General features: G+C 69.5%; 15 protein-coding genes. 6 read left to right on the top strand and 9 right to left on the bottom strand.

The features are described 5' to 3' along the window. Nucleotides 1–65 precede the first annotated feature (65 nt). From ABT294_RS18360 to ABT294_RS18345, 4 genes are all read right to left on the bottom strand, one after another. Nucleotides 66–3,407 (bottom strand): fibronectin type III domain-containing protein, encoded by a 3,342-nt coding sequence (locus tag ABT294_RS18360; RefSeq protein WP_350807015.1) that lies wholly within the window; start codon nt 3,405–3,407, stop codon nt 66–68. Nucleotides 3,408–3,437: 30 nt separating this feature from the next. Further along, complete coding sequence (locus tag ABT294_RS18355; protein ID WP_350807014.1) at nt 3,438–4,268, bottom strand: carbohydrate ABC transporter permease; 831 nt, start codon at nt 4,266–4,268, stop codon at nt 3,438–3,440. Nucleotides 4,269–4,357: 89 nt separating this feature from the next. Beyond that, nucleotides 4,358–5,254: a carbohydrate ABC transporter permease gene (locus ABT294_RS18350; protein ID WP_350807013.1), complete on the bottom strand. Its 897-nt coding sequence runs from the start codon at nt 5,252–5,254 to the stop codon at nt 4,358–4,360. Nucleotides 5,255–5,291: 37 nt separating this feature from the next. Further along, entirely contained in the window at nt 5,292–6,584 is a 1,293-nt protein-coding gene (locus ABT294_RS18345; protein WP_350807010.1) for an extracellular solute-binding protein, read from the bottom strand. Between the two features lie 273 nt (nt 6,585–6,857). On the opposite strand from ABT294_RS18345, the gene ABT294_RS18340 reads away from it, so the two are divergent. Further along, entirely contained in the window at nt 6,858–7,595 is a 738-nt protein-coding gene (locus tag ABT294_RS18340; RefSeq protein WP_350807008.1) for a GntR family transcriptional regulator, read from the top strand. Between the two features lie 4 nt (nt 7,596–7,599). Continuing rightward, nucleotides 7,600–8,670, top strand: coding sequence for a mannonate dehydratase (locus ABT294_RS18335; protein WP_350807006.1), 1,071 nt, complete (start codon nt 7,600–7,602; stop codon nt 8,668–8,670). On the opposite strand, the gene ABT294_RS18330 is transcribed toward ABT294_RS18335, so the two are convergent. Together ABT294_RS18330 and ABT294_RS18325 are read right to left on the bottom strand one after the other, a co-directional pair. Next, complete coding sequence (locus ABT294_RS18330; protein ID WP_350807004.1) at nt 8,671–9,732, bottom strand: LacI family DNA-binding transcriptional regulator; 1,062 nt, start codon at nt 9,730–9,732, stop codon at nt 8,671–8,673. It abuts the gene before it with no gap. Between the two features lie 49 nt (nt 9,733–9,781). Then, nucleotides 9,782–11,800, bottom strand: a complete 2,019-nt coding sequence (locus tag ABT294_RS18325) for a beta-galactosidase (protein WP_350807002.1) — start codon at nt 11,798–11,800, stop codon at nt 9,782–9,784. Nucleotides 11,801–12,050: 250 nt separating this feature from the next. On the opposite strand from ABT294_RS18325, the gene ABT294_RS18320 reads away from it, so the two are divergent. Together ABT294_RS18320 and ABT294_RS18315 are read left to right on the top strand one after the other, a co-directional pair. Then, entirely contained in the window at nt 12,051–12,833 is a 783-nt protein-coding gene (locus ABT294_RS18320) for an SDR family NAD(P)-dependent oxidoreductase (RefSeq protein ID WP_350807001.1), read from the top strand. Further along, nucleotides 12,830–13,687: an SMP-30/gluconolactonase/LRE family protein gene (locus ABT294_RS18315; protein WP_350806999.1), complete on the top strand. Its 858-nt coding sequence runs from the start codon at nt 12,830–12,832 to the stop codon at nt 13,685–13,687. The genes ABT294_RS18320 and ABT294_RS18315 overlap by 4 nt, the downstream gene beginning before the upstream one ends. Nucleotides 13,688–13,749: 62 nt before the next feature. On the opposite strand, the gene ABT294_RS18310 is transcribed toward ABT294_RS18315, so the two are convergent. From ABT294_RS18310 to ABT294_RS18300, 3 genes are all read right to left on the bottom strand, one after another. After that, a complete protein-coding gene (locus ABT294_RS18310; protein ID WP_350806997.1) occupies nt 13,750–14,841 on the bottom strand; it encodes a sulfite oxidase in 1,092 nt (363 codons plus the stop codon). A gap of 175 nt (nt 14,842–15,016) precedes the next feature. Further along, nucleotides 15,017–15,724, bottom strand: coding sequence for a poly-gamma-glutamate hydrolase family protein (locus ABT294_RS18305; protein WP_350806995.1), 708 nt, complete (start codon nt 15,722–15,724; stop codon nt 15,017–15,019). A 233-nt stretch (nt 15,725–15,957) separates the two neighbouring features. Then, nucleotides 15,958–16,365: a GNAT family N-acetyltransferase gene (locus ABT294_RS18300; RefSeq protein WP_350806994.1), complete on the bottom strand. Its 408-nt coding sequence runs from the start codon at nt 16,363–16,365 to the stop codon at nt 15,958–15,960. A 219-nt stretch (nt 16,366–16,584) separates the two neighbouring features. On the opposite strand from ABT294_RS18300, the gene ABT294_RS18295 reads away from it, so the two are divergent. Together ABT294_RS18295 and ABT294_RS18290 are read left to right on the top strand one after the other, a co-directional pair. After that, complete coding sequence (locus tag ABT294_RS18295; protein ID WP_350806992.1) at nt 16,585–16,854, top strand: metal-sensitive transcriptional regulator; 270 nt, start codon at nt 16,585–16,587, stop codon at nt 16,852–16,854. Nucleotides 16,855–16,933: 79 nt separating this feature from the next. Continuing rightward, a complete protein-coding gene (locus ABT294_RS18290; protein ID WP_350806991.1) occupies nt 16,934–18,286 on the top strand; it encodes an MBL fold metallo-hydrolase in 1,353 nt (450 codons plus the stop codon). Nucleotides 18,287–18,483 lie beyond the last annotated feature (197 nt).

Below are 18,483 nucleotides of genomic sequence, written 5' to 3'. Positions count from 1 at the left end.
ATCGCAGAGCCGACGGGAGGCGGCGGCTGATCATCCGCGATGGGTGAACCGCCGCCGCCCTGCTGTCATCGAACGACCACCGGCAGGGGCGTGCTCCTGGTCTCCCCGAGGGCGTTCACGAACTCCACCACGTACTCGTACTCCCCCGCCGGTTTGCCCGTGACGTCGAGCGACGCCTGCTGCGCCCCCGGCGTCGCGGCCACCAGGTCGCCCTGACCCACCTGCTCGCCGTTCTCGAAGAAGCGGTACCGGGTGGCGTTGGTGCCCCACCACAGGTTGGCGTGAACGGTGAAGGTGCCGTCGTGGTCCCGGTTGTCGTCGCTGAGCGCCGGCACTCCGGGGCCCGCGTCCCGCACCGTGACCACGAGCGGATCGACGGTGCGGACGCCCTTCGAGTTGACCAGCTCGCCGGTGTACACGTACGTGCCGTTCCGCCGCCCTGAGATCTTCACCGCGGCGTGCTGCGCCGCGGGCGAGCCCATCGTCAGCCGCGTGCTGCCGAGCGGCTTGCCGTTCTCGAAGAGGCGGAACTGGGTGGCGTTCTCGCCCCACCAGAGGTCCATCGAGATCGTGTAGTCGCCGTCGAGCAGCCCGGTGTCCCACCCGTTGTCCGACGTGAGACGGGCGGCGGCCGGGACAGTCGTGGCCCCGTCGTTCACGGCGGTCACCGTCCACTGGTCGAAGTCGTAGACGACGGACGTGCCGTCGACCGTGGCGGTGAACGTGGCGCCCAGCTTGTCCTGCTGCAGCCACGGGGTGTCGAACAGCTTGAACGAGTCGTAGTCGATCGCCTTGCCGTTCACGAGATGGGCGGCGCCGGGCGCCTGCGACGCCGAGTCGAAGGTGATGTCGAGGTCGTCCCCGCTGAGGCTGTGGTAGACGAGCCGCGGATTGGCGTCCTCGAGATGGCTCACGTCCAGGCTCGTCGTGCGGACCAGGGCGCTCGCGAACGCGTCGAGGTCGGCGTACGCGGACGCGTCGGCCGTCTCCAGCACCCAGCCGTTCTTGTCGGCCTGGCTGCGCAGGATGTCGTAGCTGTAACTGAGGCTGGCGGTCGGGTGGGTCTGCGCCGTCGTCTTCACCTTGTTCGCCGGGTCGTTCGGTGTCTGGTGGTACCACGTCCCCGGCTTCACCAGCTTGTACGCGAAGTACATGGACCCGGCGTCGGCGACCGTCCATCCGCCGACCTCACGCCGTTCCCGAATCGACCCGGATACGGGGAACAGCGCGTTGATGTAGTTCGAGGTCTGGTCGCCCGACGACTTGTAGACGCCCACCGCGGTGGGGCCGTTCTGCATCACCCGCTGGTTGGCGGGCTGGTTGTAGGTGCCGATCGGCGCGTTGCCCTGGTCGACCGACAGCCGGAAGAGCGGATTCGCGGCGTCGGCGTGCCAGCGGAGCACGACGGGCAGGTCCTCGATCCAGTTGTCGACCCGGCGGTACTGGACCTCGGTGCCGAGACCCCAGGTGGGGCGGACGTAGCTCGTGCGGTAGATGTCCATCGCGCGTCCGCTCGAGTTCTGCAGGTTCGTCTTGTGCGAGGTGTAGGACTTGTCGGTCATCCGGCCGATCCGCACCGCGAGCTCGGGCGGCGAGTACGTCATCCCCTTCCAGGCGGCGAGGCCGGCGTACTCGAGGTTCGGACGATACGCCGCCGGCGCCGGGTTGTCCGATTCGCCGACTCCCTGCTGCGCGCGATGGCCGCCGAAGTACGTCCAGGCGAGCGTCGAGTGGTCAGCGGCCCGCCAGGTCGGATCATTGGCCGCGTGGGCGTCGCCCTTGGCTCGGCTCTCCGACGAGATCATGTAGCCGTTGATCCAGTCGTTCGCCCATTCGAACCACATGACGTCCATCGCCATCTTCACCCGCTGACGGAGGTCGGCGTCGTCGGCCCACTGGTAGAGGGCGTTGAGGCAGAAGTACGTCATGAAGGTGTACTCGGGGCTCTGGTACTCGGCCCATCCGCGCCGCACGCCCGCGTTCACCATCTCGAGGATGTTGGCCTTGTTGATGCTCTTCAGCTGCGCCCCGGAGTTGCCGTTCAGGTCGGCGAGGTCGGGGAAGTACTGGCCGACGAGGTACCCGGTGGCGTAGTTGCTCATCCGCAGGTTCTCCGTCTGCGCGAGCTTCTGGTAGGCGTACGAGGCGAAGTAGCTCCGCACGTGCGCGAGCATGGCGGCGCTGAACTGATCTCCGACCATGAGGTACGAGTACATCTTCGCCATCGTCTTGTACTGCTCGTAGTCGTAGCTCTGGAAGAGCGTGTCGAGCTTGGCGAGGTTCGCCGCCACGTTCGCGTGGTCGGCGAGCTGCGCCGTGTACTGCGCCACGTTGACGGCGCCGCTCTCCTCCTTCATGGCTTTCGTCTTGTCCCACAGCCACTGCGTCCGGGTCTCGCGGGTGCCGGGGAACGGAGCGGGCGCCTCGGGCACGTACGGGCCGGTCGTGACGGTGAGCGCCGCGCTCGGCGGGCTGACGTTGCCGCTCGCGTCCTTCGCCCGCACGGTCAACGCGTAGGTCGTCGCGGGCATCAGGCCGGCGACGACCGCGGACGTGGTGTTCCCGCTGACGGACGCGACCTGGTAGCCGTCACGGTAGACGTCGTATCCGGTCACGCCGACATCGTCGGTCGACGCCGTCCAGCTGAGGGAGACGCTGCCGGCGGACACGGCACCGCGGGTGAGCGCGGTCGGCGCGGTCGGGGGCGCCGCGTCGGAGATGCTGCCCAGCTCGTAGATTCCGAGGTTGTCGACGGTGATCGCCTCGTCGGTGCCGCCGGTGTCGACGCGCACCGAGAAGCCGAGCTCGACCGTCGAGATGACCCGCTGCCCGCCGTTGGGCACGATCGTGAAGCGGTACTGCGGGATGGCGGTCTCGTCGACCCGTGACAGGGCGCCGGACGTGTCGGCGTAGGCGGAGGTGGTCGTGACACTCACGGCCGGAACGGGAAACCGCGGCACCAGGTTGTTGTCGAAGTTGCCGAACTGGATCTGCGCGTAGATGTCCTTCGCGACCGGCTTGTCGCTGGCCGCGCTCCGCTTGAGGTCGTACCGCAGGGCGAACTGCTGGGCGGGACTGCCGACCGGCTGGCGGTACACGGCGTTGATGCGGTCCTTCAGCGTGCCGGCGGACCAACGCTGGTAGAAGTAGCTCGAGAGGTTCGTGCCCTGGGCGGCGTCACGGAGTTCGACGGCGTTGTTCCCGCCCACGCTCACGATCTCCTGCGTGCCTCCCGACACCGCGTTGGCCACGGTCAGCGAGCTCTTGCCGCTGTCGAATCCGGTGTCCATGTCCGCGGCGAGGAGGTTGGTCGGCGGGGGGTCGGCTGCCGCGGCGGCGGTTCCCTGCGGTGCCACGAGAAGCGCCGCGAGGCATAAGGAGGTCAGCTTCCCGGCCAGGATGGTCATGGGTCACCCTTTCGGTGGTGTACGGGCCGGCTACTTGACGGCCCCCGTCGCGAGGCCCTTGCTCCAGAACGACTGCAGTGACAGGAACATCGCGACGACCGGCACGACCGAGATGAACGCGCCGGTGACGACGGTGCTGTAGCCGATGGGATAGCCCTGCAGTTCGCGCCAGCCGACGAGGCCGACCGTCACCGGTTGGAGGGTGGTGTCGGCGAGCATGAGCGAGGGCAGGAGGAAGTTCGTCCAGATCGCGACGAACTGGAACAGGAAGATCGTGACCATCGCGGGCGCCATGAGCCGCACACCCATCGCGAAGATCCGCATTTCGCCCGCGCCGTCGATACGGCCGGCCTCGAGCAGGGCGTCCGGTATCGACGACGCGGCGTAGATCCGGCTGAGGTACACCCCGAACGGGCTGACGATGCTCGGGATGAAGACGGCCCAGAAGGTGTTGACGGTTCCGGTGAAGCTGAACACGAGGTACAGCGGGATGGCGAGGACGGGTGCGGGCAGGAGCACCGCGGCGAGCACGGTGCCGAAGACCGCCTCACGTCCCGGGAACGGGAACTTCGCGAGCGCGTACCCGCACATGGACGCCAGGAGCGTGGAGACGACTCCCCCGCCCACCGCGTACAGCAGCGAGTTGAGCAGCCAGCGCGCGTAGATGCCGCCCTGGGCCTGGAACAGGGTCTGGACGTTCTCCACCAGGGCGAAGCGTTCGCCGAACCAGAAACCGTTGCCCGAGAAGATCTCTCCGCTGCCCTTGGTGGCGGAGACGACCAGCCACCACACCGGGAGGAGGAAGTAGACGGCGAAGAGGGTCATGACGGCCAGCACGAACGAGCGCGAGACGGGGCTCACCGTCTTGAGCGGATGCGCCCGGGGGCGCCGCCGCCTCGGCGCCGGAGCGACGGGTGCTGTTCGTGGGCGCGATTGCAGTGCGGCGGTCATCAGTCGACTCTCCTGGCCGATGCGCGGAAGACGAGAACGGACAGCACGCAGATCAGGGCGCCGAGCACCACGGACTGCGCGGCCGCATAGTTGAAGTCGTTGGCCGAGAGCGAACGGACGGCGGCCATGATCGGGGTGTAGGTGGACGGCAGATTCGGCGCCACGGACTTCATGGTGACCGGCTCGTTGTAGAGCTGGGACGTGCCGATGATGGAGAAGACGAGGGTGAGCAGCAGGGCGGGCCGGATCAGCGGGACCTTGATGAGCAGCGCGGCCTTCCAGCCGGAGCAGCCGTCGAGGGCGGCGGCCTCCATCGTCTCCTCGGGGATGGCCTGCAGGGCCGCGAAGATCAGGATCGTGTTGTAGCCGGTCCACGCCCAGGTCAGGATGTTCGCGATCGAGAACGGCAGGGCGCCGTCGGCGACGAAACTGACGTCGACGCCGAGCGACGCGAAGAGCCGGGTGATGGGGCTCAGGGTGGGCGCGTACAGGAACGACCACACCAGGGCCGCGATCACGCCAGGCAGCCCGTAGGGGACGAAGTAGGCGACCCGGAAGAACTTGCGCCCCCTCGACACGGACGAGTCGATGAGCAGAGCGAGGATGAGCGCGATGCCGAGCATCACGGGCACCTGGATGACGCCGATGAAGCTCACCCTGCCCAAGGAGGCGATGAAGTCCCCGTCCTGGAACACCCGCACGTAGTTGCCGAGGCCCGCGAAGACGGTTTCGGCGCCGCCGAGGCCGAGGCCCGAGCGTTTCACCGCGAAGAAGCTCTGAACCACGGAGTACCCGGCCGGCACCAGGTAGACGACGACGAAGAGCAGGAGGAACGGCAGAACGAACGGCGCGGCTCGCCGGAGCTCGCGAAGCCGGCTCCGCCGCTGAATCGTCACAGGGGACACGGTGACCTTATCTGTCGAAGGACCAGCGCTACTTGCTGACGGAGAAGCCTTGGGCTTCGAGTGCGGAGACCGTGCCCTTCTGGGTGCCGGTCAGCGCGTCCTGGAAGGTCGCGCTCTTGGTGGGCACCTTGCCGAGGCCGTCGCCGAGCGCCGCGGCCGTGGTGGACATCACCGGCCCCCACCGCCAGTTCGGGTTCACCTTGCCCGACTCCGTGCGGAACAGCTGGTAGATGGGCTGGCCGCCGTAGTAGCTCTCCGGTGTGTCGAGCGCCGCGTTGGCGAGCCCGGATGTGGACGCCGGAAGGATGGCCGCGGACTTGATCAGGTTCGACACGGACGTGTCGTCGGTCGACATCCACATGGCGAACTCGGTGGCCTCCTTGGGGTTCGCGCAGCCCTTCATGACGGCCGTGGCCGACCCGCCCGAGTTGCCGACGGAGTCCGTGCTGTCCCACCGGGGCATGGGCGCGACGGCCCACTTGCCCGCGGAGCCGGCGGCGTTGTCCCGGATGAGTGACGCCGACCAGACCGGACCGACCTCCGCCCAGACCTTGCCGCTGTTCCACGCGGAGTAGAGCGCCGCGTCGAAGGCCGGATAGGACGTGACGAGATCCTGGTCGAAGAGCCCCTGCCAGTAGCCGGCGACCTTGCTGTTGGCGGCGCTGTCGAGCGAGACCGTCCAGGCGTCGCCGTTGACTCCGAACCAGGGAGCACCGCCCTGCCAGGCGAACCCGGCGTAGAGGTACGGGTCGGTGGGCAGGTTCATGATGCGGGCCTTCGGGTCGGCGGCCTTCACCGCGGCGGCGGCCGTCCTGAACTCCTCCCAGGTCTTCGGAACCGTGATCTTCGCGGCGGTGAAGAGGTCGGAGCGGTAGAACATGCCCATCGGCGCGGTGTCGACCGGCACGCCGTAGGCGGCGCCGTCGATGCCGACATTGCCCCACACCCAGTCGGCGAATTCGGCCCGCTGTGCTTTGACGTACTGGCTGACGTCCTGCAGCATGCCGGCGGCGAGGAAGCTCGAGAAGGTCTCGTAGCCGATCTGCGCCAGGCACGGGGCCGTGCCCGCCTTCGCGGCGGTGAACATCTTGTCGTAGCCGCCCGCGCCGCCGTTGGCGATGGCCTCGTACTTCACCTGGACGTCGGGGTGAGACTCGTTCCACAGCGAGACGGACTTCTCGTAGCCCGAGGCCCAGCCCCAGAACGTGATGGTCACTGGGCCTGCGGTGCTCGCCCCGGTGCTGCCGGAGCACCCCGTCAACGCGATGCCGGTGGCGGCGATGGCTGCGGCCGCAGTGAGTCGCGCGTTTCGGTTGAGCATGACTTACCTCTCGACTGTTACTTGTACAGCGCGTCGCGTGTCGCTGGGGGCATGCACGGCTGGGCTTGCGGGACGCTCCTGTCGCCGTTGAGATCCTTCAGCGCGTTCCCGGTCGCGAGCTGGGCGATCTGCTACGGCTTCCGGGAGGTGATCACGGACTCACCGGCGGCGTGGCCGCCGACGTCCCGGGCGGGCTCTTGTTTCCCCTTTACGACGATCACGTTAATGCTGGGATACTTGCATACAAGCTTGCGGCATGCAACGATCAATTTTGTGAGTTCCCATCAAGCGCGCATCCCCGAGCCCGCACCCGCCGGACGCGATCCCATGCTGTCCCCGGTCGTCCGAGACCGTGCGCCGGCACGGACGTCCGATCGCGTCTACGACGAGTTGGTCTCCGCGATCCGCGAGGTGCGACTCGCCCCTGGAGCGTCCCTGTCCGAGACGGATCTGGCCGAGCGGCTGCACGTCAGTCGCACGCCGGTGCGCGAAGCCCTCGCGCGGCTCGTCGACGCGGGGCTCGTGCGGGTCGTGCCGCAGGTGGGCACCCGGGTCGGGTTGATCAGCCTGCGTGATGTGGAAGAGGCGCGCTTCGTCCGCGAGAATCTGGAGGTTGCGGCGTTCGAGGTGGTGTGCGCCGATCCGGCGCCGGACGTCACCGTGCTGCGCGAACTGCTCGACCGGCAGGAGCACAGCTACCGCACGGAAGACTTCGACGCCTTCTTCGCGGCCGATGAGGCGCTGCACAGCGAGATCTTCTCGCTCAGCGGCTATCCGCGAGCGTGGCAGGCGGTGCAACGGATGAAGCTGCAGCTGGACCGGCTTCGGCGGCTCGCCCTGCCCGACTCCGCCGCGGTGCGAGAGCTGATCGACGAGCACAGACTGATCGTGGACGCGCTGGAGGCCGCCGATGTGCCGGCCGGCCGCGCCCTGATCAGCCGGCACGCCAGACGCGCTCTCGAACTCGGCCCGGCGCTGCGCGCCAAGTACCCCGACTACTTCACGGACTGAGCGCATGACCATCCGTCTCTCCCTCGGCCACATCGACACGTACGACTCCCGCGTCGCGACCTTCGCCCACCAGCTCGGACTCACCGGCGTGCAGCTGCACACCCCCGACCTGCTGCCCGGAGTCGACGGCTGCTGGAGCCTGGCCGAGTTGCGGGCCCTCCGGGAGCGCTGCGACGCTGACGGGCTGGCCATCGACGGCCTGGAGAACGTCCCGCTCGCCCACTTCTGGAAGATCCAGCGCGGGCTGCCCGGCCGGGACGAGCAGATCGAGAACTACCAGAGGACCATCCGCAACCTTGCCGCCGTCGGGATCGACCTGCTCGGCTACAACTTCCTCGCCACCTACGTCTGGCGCACCGACATGGCCGCGAAGGGACGCGGCGGCGCGAAGGTCACCGCCTTCGACCTGGCCGACACGCACCGCGGCAACGCGCTCACCGGATACCGGCTGACTCCCGACCAGCCCGTGGACGAGCCGATCACGGCCGACCAGATGTGGGCCAACCACCAGTACTTCCTCGACGCTGTTCTCCCCGTCGCCGAGGAGGTCGGCGTGCGGCTCGCCCTGCACCCCGACGACCCACCGGTCGACGAGCCCCTGGGTGGCGTGGCCCGGATCTTCACCTCCCCGGCCGCCATCGGGCAAGCGCGCAAGCAGGCCGGCCACAGTCCGTCGTGGGGGCTGAACCTCTGCCTCGGAACGGTGTCGGAGATGGCCGGCGAGCAGAGCGTCAACGAGGTCATCGACCTCCTGGGGCCGGCCATCTTCTACGTCCATTTCCGGGACGTACGCGGCACCGTGCCGCGCTTCAGCGAGTGCTTCATCGGCGAGGGGAACGTCAACCCGGCACGGGTGATCCGCCGGCTCAACGACTCCGGATTCGCCGGATTCCTCATCGACGACCACGTACCGGCGATGATCGGAGACCTCGACACCTGGGGCGACACGTCATCCGAGGCCTACTGCAGCCGAGGCCGGGCGCACGCGATCGGATACCTGCAAGGCGTCCTCAACGGCCTGGCGCTCGACGGGCCGGCGGATCGCGCCGGTTCGCCGCGCGATCACGAAGCCTAGCTAGAGCCTTTCCGAGCCCCTGAGGATGAGCTGGGTGGGGAGCGTCCGGGTGGCGAACGCCGAGGTGTCGCCGTTCAGGCGGCCGAGGACGATCTCGGCGGCCGTGCGCCCCATCAGCTCGACGTCCTGGCTGACCACCGACACCGGAGGGCTGCCGAGCAACGCCGTCTCGAAGTCGTCGAAGCCGACGAGGGGCAACCGCCGCCCGGCCTTCTGGAAGGCGAGCAACGCGCCGATCGTCGAGCGGTTGTTGGCCGCGAAGACGGCGTCGGCCGAGTCGTCGCGGAGCACGACGCCGACCTCGTGTTCCGCCTGTTCCCTGGTGTGCGCCGTCGTGATCGTGAGCGAGTCGTCCACGCCGGACCCGGCTTCGGCGAGCGCCGCGGCGTATCCGGCGTGACGTTCGCGCATCGTGTAGATGTCAAGCGAGTCGCCCACGAAGGCGATGCGCCGCGCGCCGACGGAGGCGAGCGCGAGGGCGGCCTCGCGGGCCCCGCCCGCGTTGTCCGCGAGCACGGCGTCGGCAGCGGAGTACGGCACGGGCCGGTCGAGGAAGACCAGCGGAGGGATGGGCCCGGCGACGTCGGACCAGTCGCGGGCGGCGTTCCGCGGCGGCACCACGATCAAGCCGTCCACCCGCTGCTCCATGAGCCGATCGACCAGGCGATCGTGCCGCAGCCCCTCCTCTTCGGAGCTGGCGATCGTGACGAGGTAGCCGGCCGCGTCCGCCACACTTTCGATGGCTCGGGCGAGCGTGGAGTAGTAGGGGTTCGCGAGGTCGCTGATGACCAGGCCGATGGTCTTGCTCGTCCGACCGGGCCGGATGCTCGCCGCGGAGAGGTTGCGCCGGTAGCCGAGCTTCACGATCGCCGCACTGATGCGCTCCGCAAGGGCGGGATCGATGTTCGTTTCCCCGTTGACGTGACGCGAGACGGTCTTCAGGCTGACTCTTGCCTCGTGGGCGACGTCCTTCATCGTGGGGTTGCGTAGCACCTGGTCTCTCCAGTCGACGACTGTTACCGCCCGGTCGTGCTCTGCCGCGTCACCGTGCTCGGCGGGCACGTGCAGTGTAGTTCCGAGACCAGGCGGCGCGGCCGGTGTCCTGCTTCGTTCAACGGACCAGTCTGACGACCCGCACCCCGCCCGCGGGCACCGTGATCTTTCCCTCGTGAACGGACCCGTCCAGCAGGTCGGCTCCCGACCCCGGAACGGTGGTCTCGGTGTCGCCGTGGTTGATGAGGAAGACGTAGTCGTGATCGGCCGAGCGGCGCGTCACGACCTCGAGTCCGCCGTCGGACGGTGTCGTCGTCGCGATCACGCCCAGCAGGCGCGCGCGGGCGTCGGCGGGCAGCTCCACGCCCACGTACCAGGCCTCCCCCGCGCCTCGGGTCGCGCGCGTGATCGCCGGCGCGCCCGCGAAGTCGCCGCTGACGTACCGGGCCTCGGCCACCGCATCCGTCAGATCGATCTCCTCGTGCCAGGTCGAGACCCGGGCGGGCCCGGTGACCCCGTCGATCTCCACGGAGTCCGCCTCCACCATGGGCGCGAACTCCTCCACGCGCACCCCGAGCAGCTCGCGGAACGCCCCGGGGTAACCGCCGAGCCGCACCCGGTCGAGCGGATCGACGATGCCGGAGAAGTAGGTGACGATCACGGTCGCCCCCGCGTCCGCGGCGGCGGCGATGGCGGCCGCGTCGTCGTCGGAGACCAGGTAGAGCATGGGCACGACGATCAGCCGGTAACCCGACAGGTCGGCCGACGGCGGCAGGACGTCGACGGTCACGCCCGCGTCCCGGAGACTCCGGTACCACGTGAGGGCGGACTCCGTGTACGAGAGGCCGTTGTGCGGATGCGACTCTCGCTCGGCCGCCCACCACGACTCCTCGGAGAACAGCAACGCGCACTCCGCGACCACCCGGCTTCCGAGCACCTCGGCACAGCAGCCGAGTTCCGCGCCGAGCGCCGTCACCTCCCGGAACTTCCGGCTGTCGGCACCGGCGTGCGGGAGCATCGCGGAGTGAAACCGCTCGGCGCCCGCCTTGGCGGCCCGCCACTGGAAGAAGCAGATCCCATCGGACCCGCGGGCGACGTGGGAGAACACGTCTCGCCTGAGCTGTCCGGGGCGCTTCGCGGGGTTGACGGGGCGCCAGCTGGTGGCGCTGGTGGCCGTCTCCATGAGCAGCCACGGCCTGCCTTTCGACAGGCCGCGTGCCCGGTCGGCCGAGAACGACAGCTCGACGTGGGCGTCGGGCGTCGGGCGTAGGTAGTGATCGCTCGCGATGAGGTCCAGGTCGTCGGTCCAGGAGCTGTAGTCCATGTTCTTGCCGGCGTCGAAGAGCACCAGGTTCGTGGTGATCGGCACGTCCGGGGTGACCCGCCGTAGGACGGCGCGCTCCGCTCGCAGCTGCTCGCGCAGCTGGTCGGAGCTGAACCGGTCGAAGTCCAGCACCTGGGTGGGGTTGGAGTCGGTGAACGTGACCCGTGGAGGCTGGATCTCCTCCCACGCCGAGTAGGTCTGGCTCCACGCGGCGGTCGTCCACGCGGCGTTCAACTCGTGGATCGAGCCCCGGTACCGCGCCTTCAGCCAGGCCCGGAAGGCCACGGCGCTCGCGTCGCCGTAGCACCGCGCATTGTGGCCGCCGAGCTCGTTGGAGACGTGCCACAGCGCGAGTGCGGGGTGCTCGCCGTAGCGCTCCGCCATCCTCTCCACCAGCGCGAGCGAGTGCTCGCGATAGACCTGCGACGATGGCGACCAGGCCTGGCGTCCGCCCTGCGCCATCGTCCGCCCGTGCCGATCGACGGGCAGCACCCCCGGGGACCGGGTGGTGAGCCACGGCGGAGGCGACGCGGTGGCCGTGGCGAGATCGACGGCGATGTCGTTCGCGTGCAGCAGGTCGAGCACGCGGTCGAGCCATCCGAAGTTCCATCGGTCAGGCGCCGGTTGCAGCGTCGACCAGGCGAAGACACCGACCGTGACGAGGTTGACGCCGGCCGCGCGCATCAACCGCGCGTCCTCGTGCCACACGCTCTCGTCCCACTGCTCGGGGTTGTAATCACCGCCGAAGGCCACGGGTTCGCCGCCGAACCGGGCCACGACGTTGGCGGGCCACCGAATCCACTCTGCTGTCACGAACTCTGCTCCTCACTGCCCGACGAACGGACACCCACGCGAAGACCGCCCTGCCTGCCAGCGGTAAGCCCGACCCGGGACGACAGACTAGCGGCTTGAGACAACGTTGTTTAGAGTGATCTCGCGCAACCGGCTCACAGCCCGTCCCGGCACGACAGTTGCGGCGATCGTTCAACGACAATGCCCACCGCGGCTGACCCCAGCGCCGTTCACGGCGCGGAGCCCGTGGATGACATCGAGGGAGTGGAGCGTGGCGGAGTTCGACGGCAAGGTCGCCATCGTCACCGGTGGATTCAGCGGTATCGGACGCGCGACAGCCCACGTGCTTTCGGCGCGCGGCGCGACGGTCGTGGCCGCGGGTGTGCCACCGACACGTGACTGCGAAGCTCCGCTTCCAGGTGTCGAACACGTCGACGTCGACGTCACCGACGAGACCGCCACCGCGCAACTCGTCGCACACGTCGCCGCCGCACACGGCGGCCTCGACATCGTCGTCGCCGCCGCGGGAATCCAACGCTACGGCACGGCGGCGGAGACCAGCGCCGAGGAGTGGAACGAGGTGCTCGCCGTCAACGTGACCGGCGCCTTCCACACCGTCAAACACGCGCTGCCCCACCTGCGCGCTCGCGGAGCGGGGGCGATCGTGCTGGTCTCCTCCGTGCAAGCCTTCGTCACGCAGAGCGCCGTCGCCGCCTACACCACCAGCAAGGGGGCGCTCAACGCACTCGCCCGATCGATCGCGATCGACGAGGCGAAGAACGGGATCAGAGTCAACACCGTCTGCCCCGCCTCGGTGGACACCCCGATGCTGCGCTTCTCGGCCCGTACCTTCTCCGACGGCAGCGACGAAGCCGCGCAGGCACTGGTCGAGTCCTGGGGACGCATGCACCCGCTGGGACGGGTGGCGCGAGCGGATGAGGTCGCCGAGGCGGTCGCCTTCCTGGCCAGTGACCGCGCCAGCTTCATCACCGGCATCGCGCTCCCCGTTGACGGCGGGCTGCTGGCCAACGCCGCGGTGGTGCTTCCCGAATGATGACGGCTGAGGTTGCGATTCCCGGCAAGGCCCGAGTGGGCGAAGGACCGGTGTGGGACGCCGAACTCGGCCGCCTGCACTGGGTCGACATCCTCGCCGGACACATCCACACCGGCGACCCGGCCACCGGTGAGACCGCCAGGATCGAGCTGCCGACGCTCGTCGGCGCCGCGGTGCCCCGACGCGGCGGAGGCTTCGTCGCCGCGACCGCCGAAGGGTTCGCGACCGTCGAATCCGACGGATCGCTGAACATCCGGCGCGCGATCCTGCCCGACGGCGAGCGCATGAACGACGCGAAGTGCGACAGGCACGGGCGGCTCTGGGCCGGCAGCACCACGATGGACTTCCAGCCCGGCAAAGGCGCTCTGCACGTCCTCATGCCGGATTGGACGAGCCGCGTCGTCCTTGAGGATCTGACCCTGCCCAACGGGCTCGACTGGAGCCCCGACGGACGCACCTTCTACCTCGCCGACAGCGTCGCCGGCGAGATCTCGGCGTTCGACACCGATCCCGGGTCCACCAGGATCAGTCGTCGACGCACGCTGTTCCGCGTCCCCGCGCACACCGGCATGCCGGACGGGCTCACCGTCGACGCGGCAGGGTGCCTGTGGGTCGCGGTGTGGGGCGGCGACCGCCTGGCACGGATCTCCCCGGACGGAGACCTGCTCGGCGAGGTCCCGATGCCCGTGCACCAGCCGTCGTCCTGCGCGTTCGGCGGAGCCCGCCTCGACGTTCTGTACGTCACGTCGGCCCGTGAAGGGCTCGATCTTTCCGACGACGACCCCGCCGGGTCGGTCTTCGCCATCAACCAGGTGGGAGCCGCAGGCACGCCGTCGACGGCGTTCGCCGGATGAGCGGGACGCTTCGCGCGGCGTCCGGACGGCCGCTCGGCGCTCACCACCGACGCCTGCCGGGGTCAGTGGCGGCAGGTGAGGTGGAGGCGGCCCCAGGTGGTGTTGGCATACCCTTTGGGGTTCCACAGCGTCGCCGGTGATTCGGGCTGCGTGGTGCCCGCCGAGTCCCAGGCGCGGGCGACGATGTCCGCCTCCCCCTCGGACAGGACGACGGTGGTGCGCCAGTGCTGCCAGGCCCAGAGACCTACCGGCGTGTCCAGTTTCGCCTGGGTCCAGGTGCGCCCGGCGTCCAGGGAGATGTCCACTCGCGCGACGCTGCGGCCGTCGCCCGCGAGCGCGTAGCCGGTGATCTCGACCGGTCCGGGAGGGACGCGGGAGCCGTGTTCGGGGCGCAGGATGTCGCAGGTGAGGGCGAGTGGCCCGAGGGAGATGCCGGACCCCGGGCCGCACTGGGACGGGTCGGCTCCGGGAGGCAGCATGCGGTACGCGACGGCCTGGAAGTAGTTGTCTGAGGGTTCGGCGCGGACGGTGATGCGCTCCAGCCATTTCACGCTGCGGGCGCCGATCCAGCCCGGCACGATCACGCGCAGCGGGGCCCCGTGGGCGGCGGGCAGCGGGTGGCCGTTCATCGCCCATGCCAGCAGCACCTCGCCCGCGGTGGCCTTGGCCACCGGGATGGAGCCGCCGAAGGGCTGGGGCGGGTCTGTCTCCTGCGCCATGTCCGGCGCCGCGAAGCAGACGTGCGCGGCCTCGGGACGCAGCCCCGCCTCGGCAAGCACGTCGGCGAGGCTCACACCGATCCAGGAAGCCGTGGAGATGGCACCGGACCTCCAGGGATCCTCGCCCGAAATGTCACGAACCTGGATCAGCTCGGCACGGCGGTTGCCCGCGCATTGCAGCGTCGCGATCACCTCCCGTTCCGGGAAGCGGGAACGCAACTCCTCCAGCGAGAGCCGCAACGGCCACTCGACCAGCCCGTCCACTTCCAGCCGCCAGGTGGCCGCGTCCATCTGGGGGATCTGGCCGTGGTTGCGGCTGTAGAAAGCGTCCAGAGGCGTGATCAGCTGCTCCGCCAGGGCCCAGGTGGGCGGCTCGGCGTTGAACGGCTCCTCTTCGTGGACGAGCATGCCGTCCCGTTTGCTCCATTTCGTCATGCTTGCCGGTTACCCGAGAGGGGGTCGCGCGAACCCGGCGTGACCAGCACCGATGCGGTTCAGCCCTGGTCGGCGCCGGGCGGCGCTGGTCGGCGCCGGGCGTCCCGACCGCCCCGGCCGCCCCGACCGCCCCGACCGCCCCGACCGCCCCGACCGCCCCGACCAAGCGTCACGCTCAGCCAAGGGCGCGGTTGACGGCCGCGACGTACCGATAGAAGGCCTTCGTGCGGTTGGCGGGGTTTTCGATCCAGGCGCGATTCAGCTTTCCTCCGTCGAAGAACAGCTCCCGCTGGCCACGGCTGATTTCCAGCTGCACGCCCATGCCTCTGCGGTTTCTGTTCGCGATGTTGCGGGGGCTGTCACCACCGATCTCCTCAGGCACGGACGCCGAGACGGGGAACCCGGCGGCGCGTAGCCCGGCCGTCACCTTTTTGATCAACGTCGTGTCTCGTCCGCCAACGTAGGTGGTGGCGGCAGAGCCCGCCGCGGCGTGCCAAGAGACGGTGTAGTCGACCGCCGCCACCACCTTGAGCGCCTTGGGTTCATCGAAGTGCGTGGAGGTGATGTGCAGATCGCTGTTGTCGGCAGCCTTGATGCCGTCGAACGAGTAGTAGGCGTACCTGCGGCCCGCGGCCTGGTCCGCGAGCTGCGACGTCGGCGCCTCGATGGCGCCGCCGTGGATGGCGATGTGCGCCACCCTCGCTCCACGGGGGACGCGCTGGACGCGGCGGTAGTCCCTGCCTTCGATCTCATGGGCGGAAAGGCCGGCGTAGTCGGCGTAGACATCGCGCACGCGTGCGGGCTCCGCGGACACGGCGTGCGCTGTGGGGGCGAGGCCGATCACGAGCAGGTTCGCGACGACGGCGGCCAGGATTGTCTTCACATAACACCTTTCGACGATTCTTGATCGCCATCATGCCGCGTCGGCCCGCCCTCAACGCACGTCACGGCGCTCCTCACGCGCCCGTGCCGCACCCCGCCTCGTGGGTGGCGATGGAGCGGCTGGTGTCGATCTTGCAGGCTGTGGTGAAGCCGATGATGGCGGAGCGGCTGGGCCGGCCAGGCACGACAGCCCCCGTCCCGCGATCGCCGCGACGCCCTGCGGTACTCGGTAGATCAGAGCCGCAGGGCCATGCCGACGGAGTCGGGTGCCGTCTCGGCGAAGCCGTACTTCGCGTACAGGTGCCGGGCGTCACCGTCGGCGATCAGCGAGACGTACGCCGTCGCGGGCGCCCGCTCCCGGAGCTCGGCCATCAGCGCCTCCATGATCCGCTTGCCGATGCCTCGCCCCTGGTGCTCGGGCAGCACGCAGATGTCGACGATCTGGAAGGCGGTGCCGCCGTCACCGGTGATCCGGCCCATGCCGATGGGTTGGTCGTCTTGGTAGGCGGTGACGGCATACCACCCGCCTGCCAGGCCCAGCGTGGCGGCTTCTGCAGATTTGTCGCTCAGCCCCGAGGCGACGCGCAGATGGCGGTAGACCTCGACAGAGGGTGTCCCGGCCCGTAGTTCGTACTCACACACGTGCGACCTCCTCCAGCGCGGTGCTGCTGATCGACTCCTGGCCCGCACCCGCCAGCGACTCGCCGGGCCGCTCCGAACACTCTTGCCGCGCGCAACGCCGCAGATCTCCGCGAACACCGCCCGGCCACGTCCGAAGAGCCCAACGATCGTACTGGGACACAACACACGCACGAGGTCGGGGGCGGCTCCTCCCATACCCCATGGGGTATATTGGCCGCCATGGAGCTGAGTCCGGCACTCGTGGGTGATGCGTTGACGCGGTTGCGCCGAGCACAGGGGCAACTCGCCGGGGTCATCTCGATGATCGAGGAGGGCGAGGACTGCACGGCGGTGCTCACCCAGCTCGCGGCGGTCTCGAAGGCCCTCGACCGTGCCGGTTTCAAGATCGTGGCCAGCGGGCTGCGGCATTGCAACGCCGCCCGCGAGCGTGGCGAGCAGCCGCCGATGACCGAGCAGGAGCTGGAGAAACTCTTCCTCGCCCTGGCCTGACCCCTCTGCCGCCTGGCATGCCTGGCGGCACTCTCGTACCTGTCATATACCCCCCGGGGTGTCCTACGGAGCGTTACTGATGAATGTGCATGTGATCGAGACCTCGTCCCTGGGCGATCGGAGCTACCTGGCCACCGACGGCCGGGTGGCCGTCGTGGTGGATCCGCAACGTGACGTCGACCGGATCCTGGCCCTGGCCGGGCGCCTCGACGTGACCATCACGCGGGTGGTCGAGACCCACCTCCACAACGACTACGTCTCCGGCGGTCTCGAGCTGGCCCGGCTGACCGGCGCACGGTACGCGGTCGCGGCCGCCGACAAGGCGTCCTTCGATCACGAGCCACTGGTCGAGGGCGACGTCGTGGAGGTCTCCCCCGTGCTGCGGCTGCACGTCGTGGCCACGCCGGGCCACACCTACCACCACCTGTCGTACGTCCTGGAGGGCCCCGACGGCAGGGCGGGGGTGTTCACCGGCGGGTCCCTGCTGATCGGCACCACCGGCCGCACCGATCTGCTCGGCGACGAGCACGCCGACGCTCTGGCCAGGCAGCAGCACGCCTCGGCGCGCAAGCTCGCCGACCTGCTGCCCGACGGCGCGGCCGTCTGGCCCACGCACGGCTTCGGCAGCTTCTGCTCCGCCACCCAGTCCTCGGGGGACGCCTCCACGATCGAGCGCGAGCGCGCGGTCAACCCGGCGCTGCGGCTGGCCGAAGCCGACTTCGTCCAGCAGACCCTGACCGGGCTCGACGCCTACCCCGCCTACTACGCCCACATGGGCGTGATCAACCGGTCCGGGCCCGCCCCGCTCGACCTCCGCCCGCCTGCCGCGACCGACGCGCACGAGCTCCGCCGGCGGCTCGAAGCCGGGGAATGGGTGATCGACCTGCGGCACCGTACCGCCTACGCCGCCTCCCATCTGGCGGGGACCATCGGGTTGGGGCTGGACGGCCCCCTGGCCACCTGGCTGGGCTGGCTGATCGACTGGGGCGCACCCCTGACGCTGATCAGCGAGACGCCCGAGGACATCGCCGCCGCCCAGCGCGAACTCGTCCGCATCGGCATCGACCGCGTCACCGCCGCCGCCTACGGCAGCCCCGACCGCCTCGCCGCCGACCCCGCGCAGCTGATGAGCACCCCGACCGCGACCTTCGCCGACCTTGCCGCCGCCGGGGACGTCGTGGTCCTCGACGTACGGCTGCGCAACGAATGGCGGACCGCCCACGTCGAGGGCGCCATCCACGTTCCGCTGCCGGAGCTCACCCGCCGGATGGACGAGATCCCGTCCGGCACGATCTGGGTGCACTGCGGCAGCGGATACCGCGCCACGGCCGCCGCCTCGCTGCTGAGCAGGGCAGGACGGACCGTGGTGATCGTCGACGACGTGTTCGCGAACGCGGCGTCGACCGGGCGGCCGATGGTCCACGAGTCCTGAGCCGGAGAGCGGAGCCGGGCAGCCCAGGTCTATGCGACACCCCAGCGCATCCAGTGCTGCACCGCTCCCGCGACGAGTCGCACCGCGATCGCCGCGGCAGCTTCCCGGCCCGCGCCGGACTCCGGGACCAGATCAGTGCCCTACCGCCGGTCTTCGTCCACGGGGACTGCCACACCGACAACGTCGTGTACGCCGAG

The sequence above is a fragment of the Nonomuraea sp. NPDC000554 genome (assembly GCF_040300065.1).
Taxonomy (GTDB): domain Bacteria; phylum Actinomycetota; class Actinomycetes; order Streptosporangiales; family Streptosporangiaceae; genus Nonomuraea.
The sequence above is the reverse complement of the archived record's forward strand: the minus strand, read 5'-3'. Positions and strand labels throughout refer to the sequence as shown.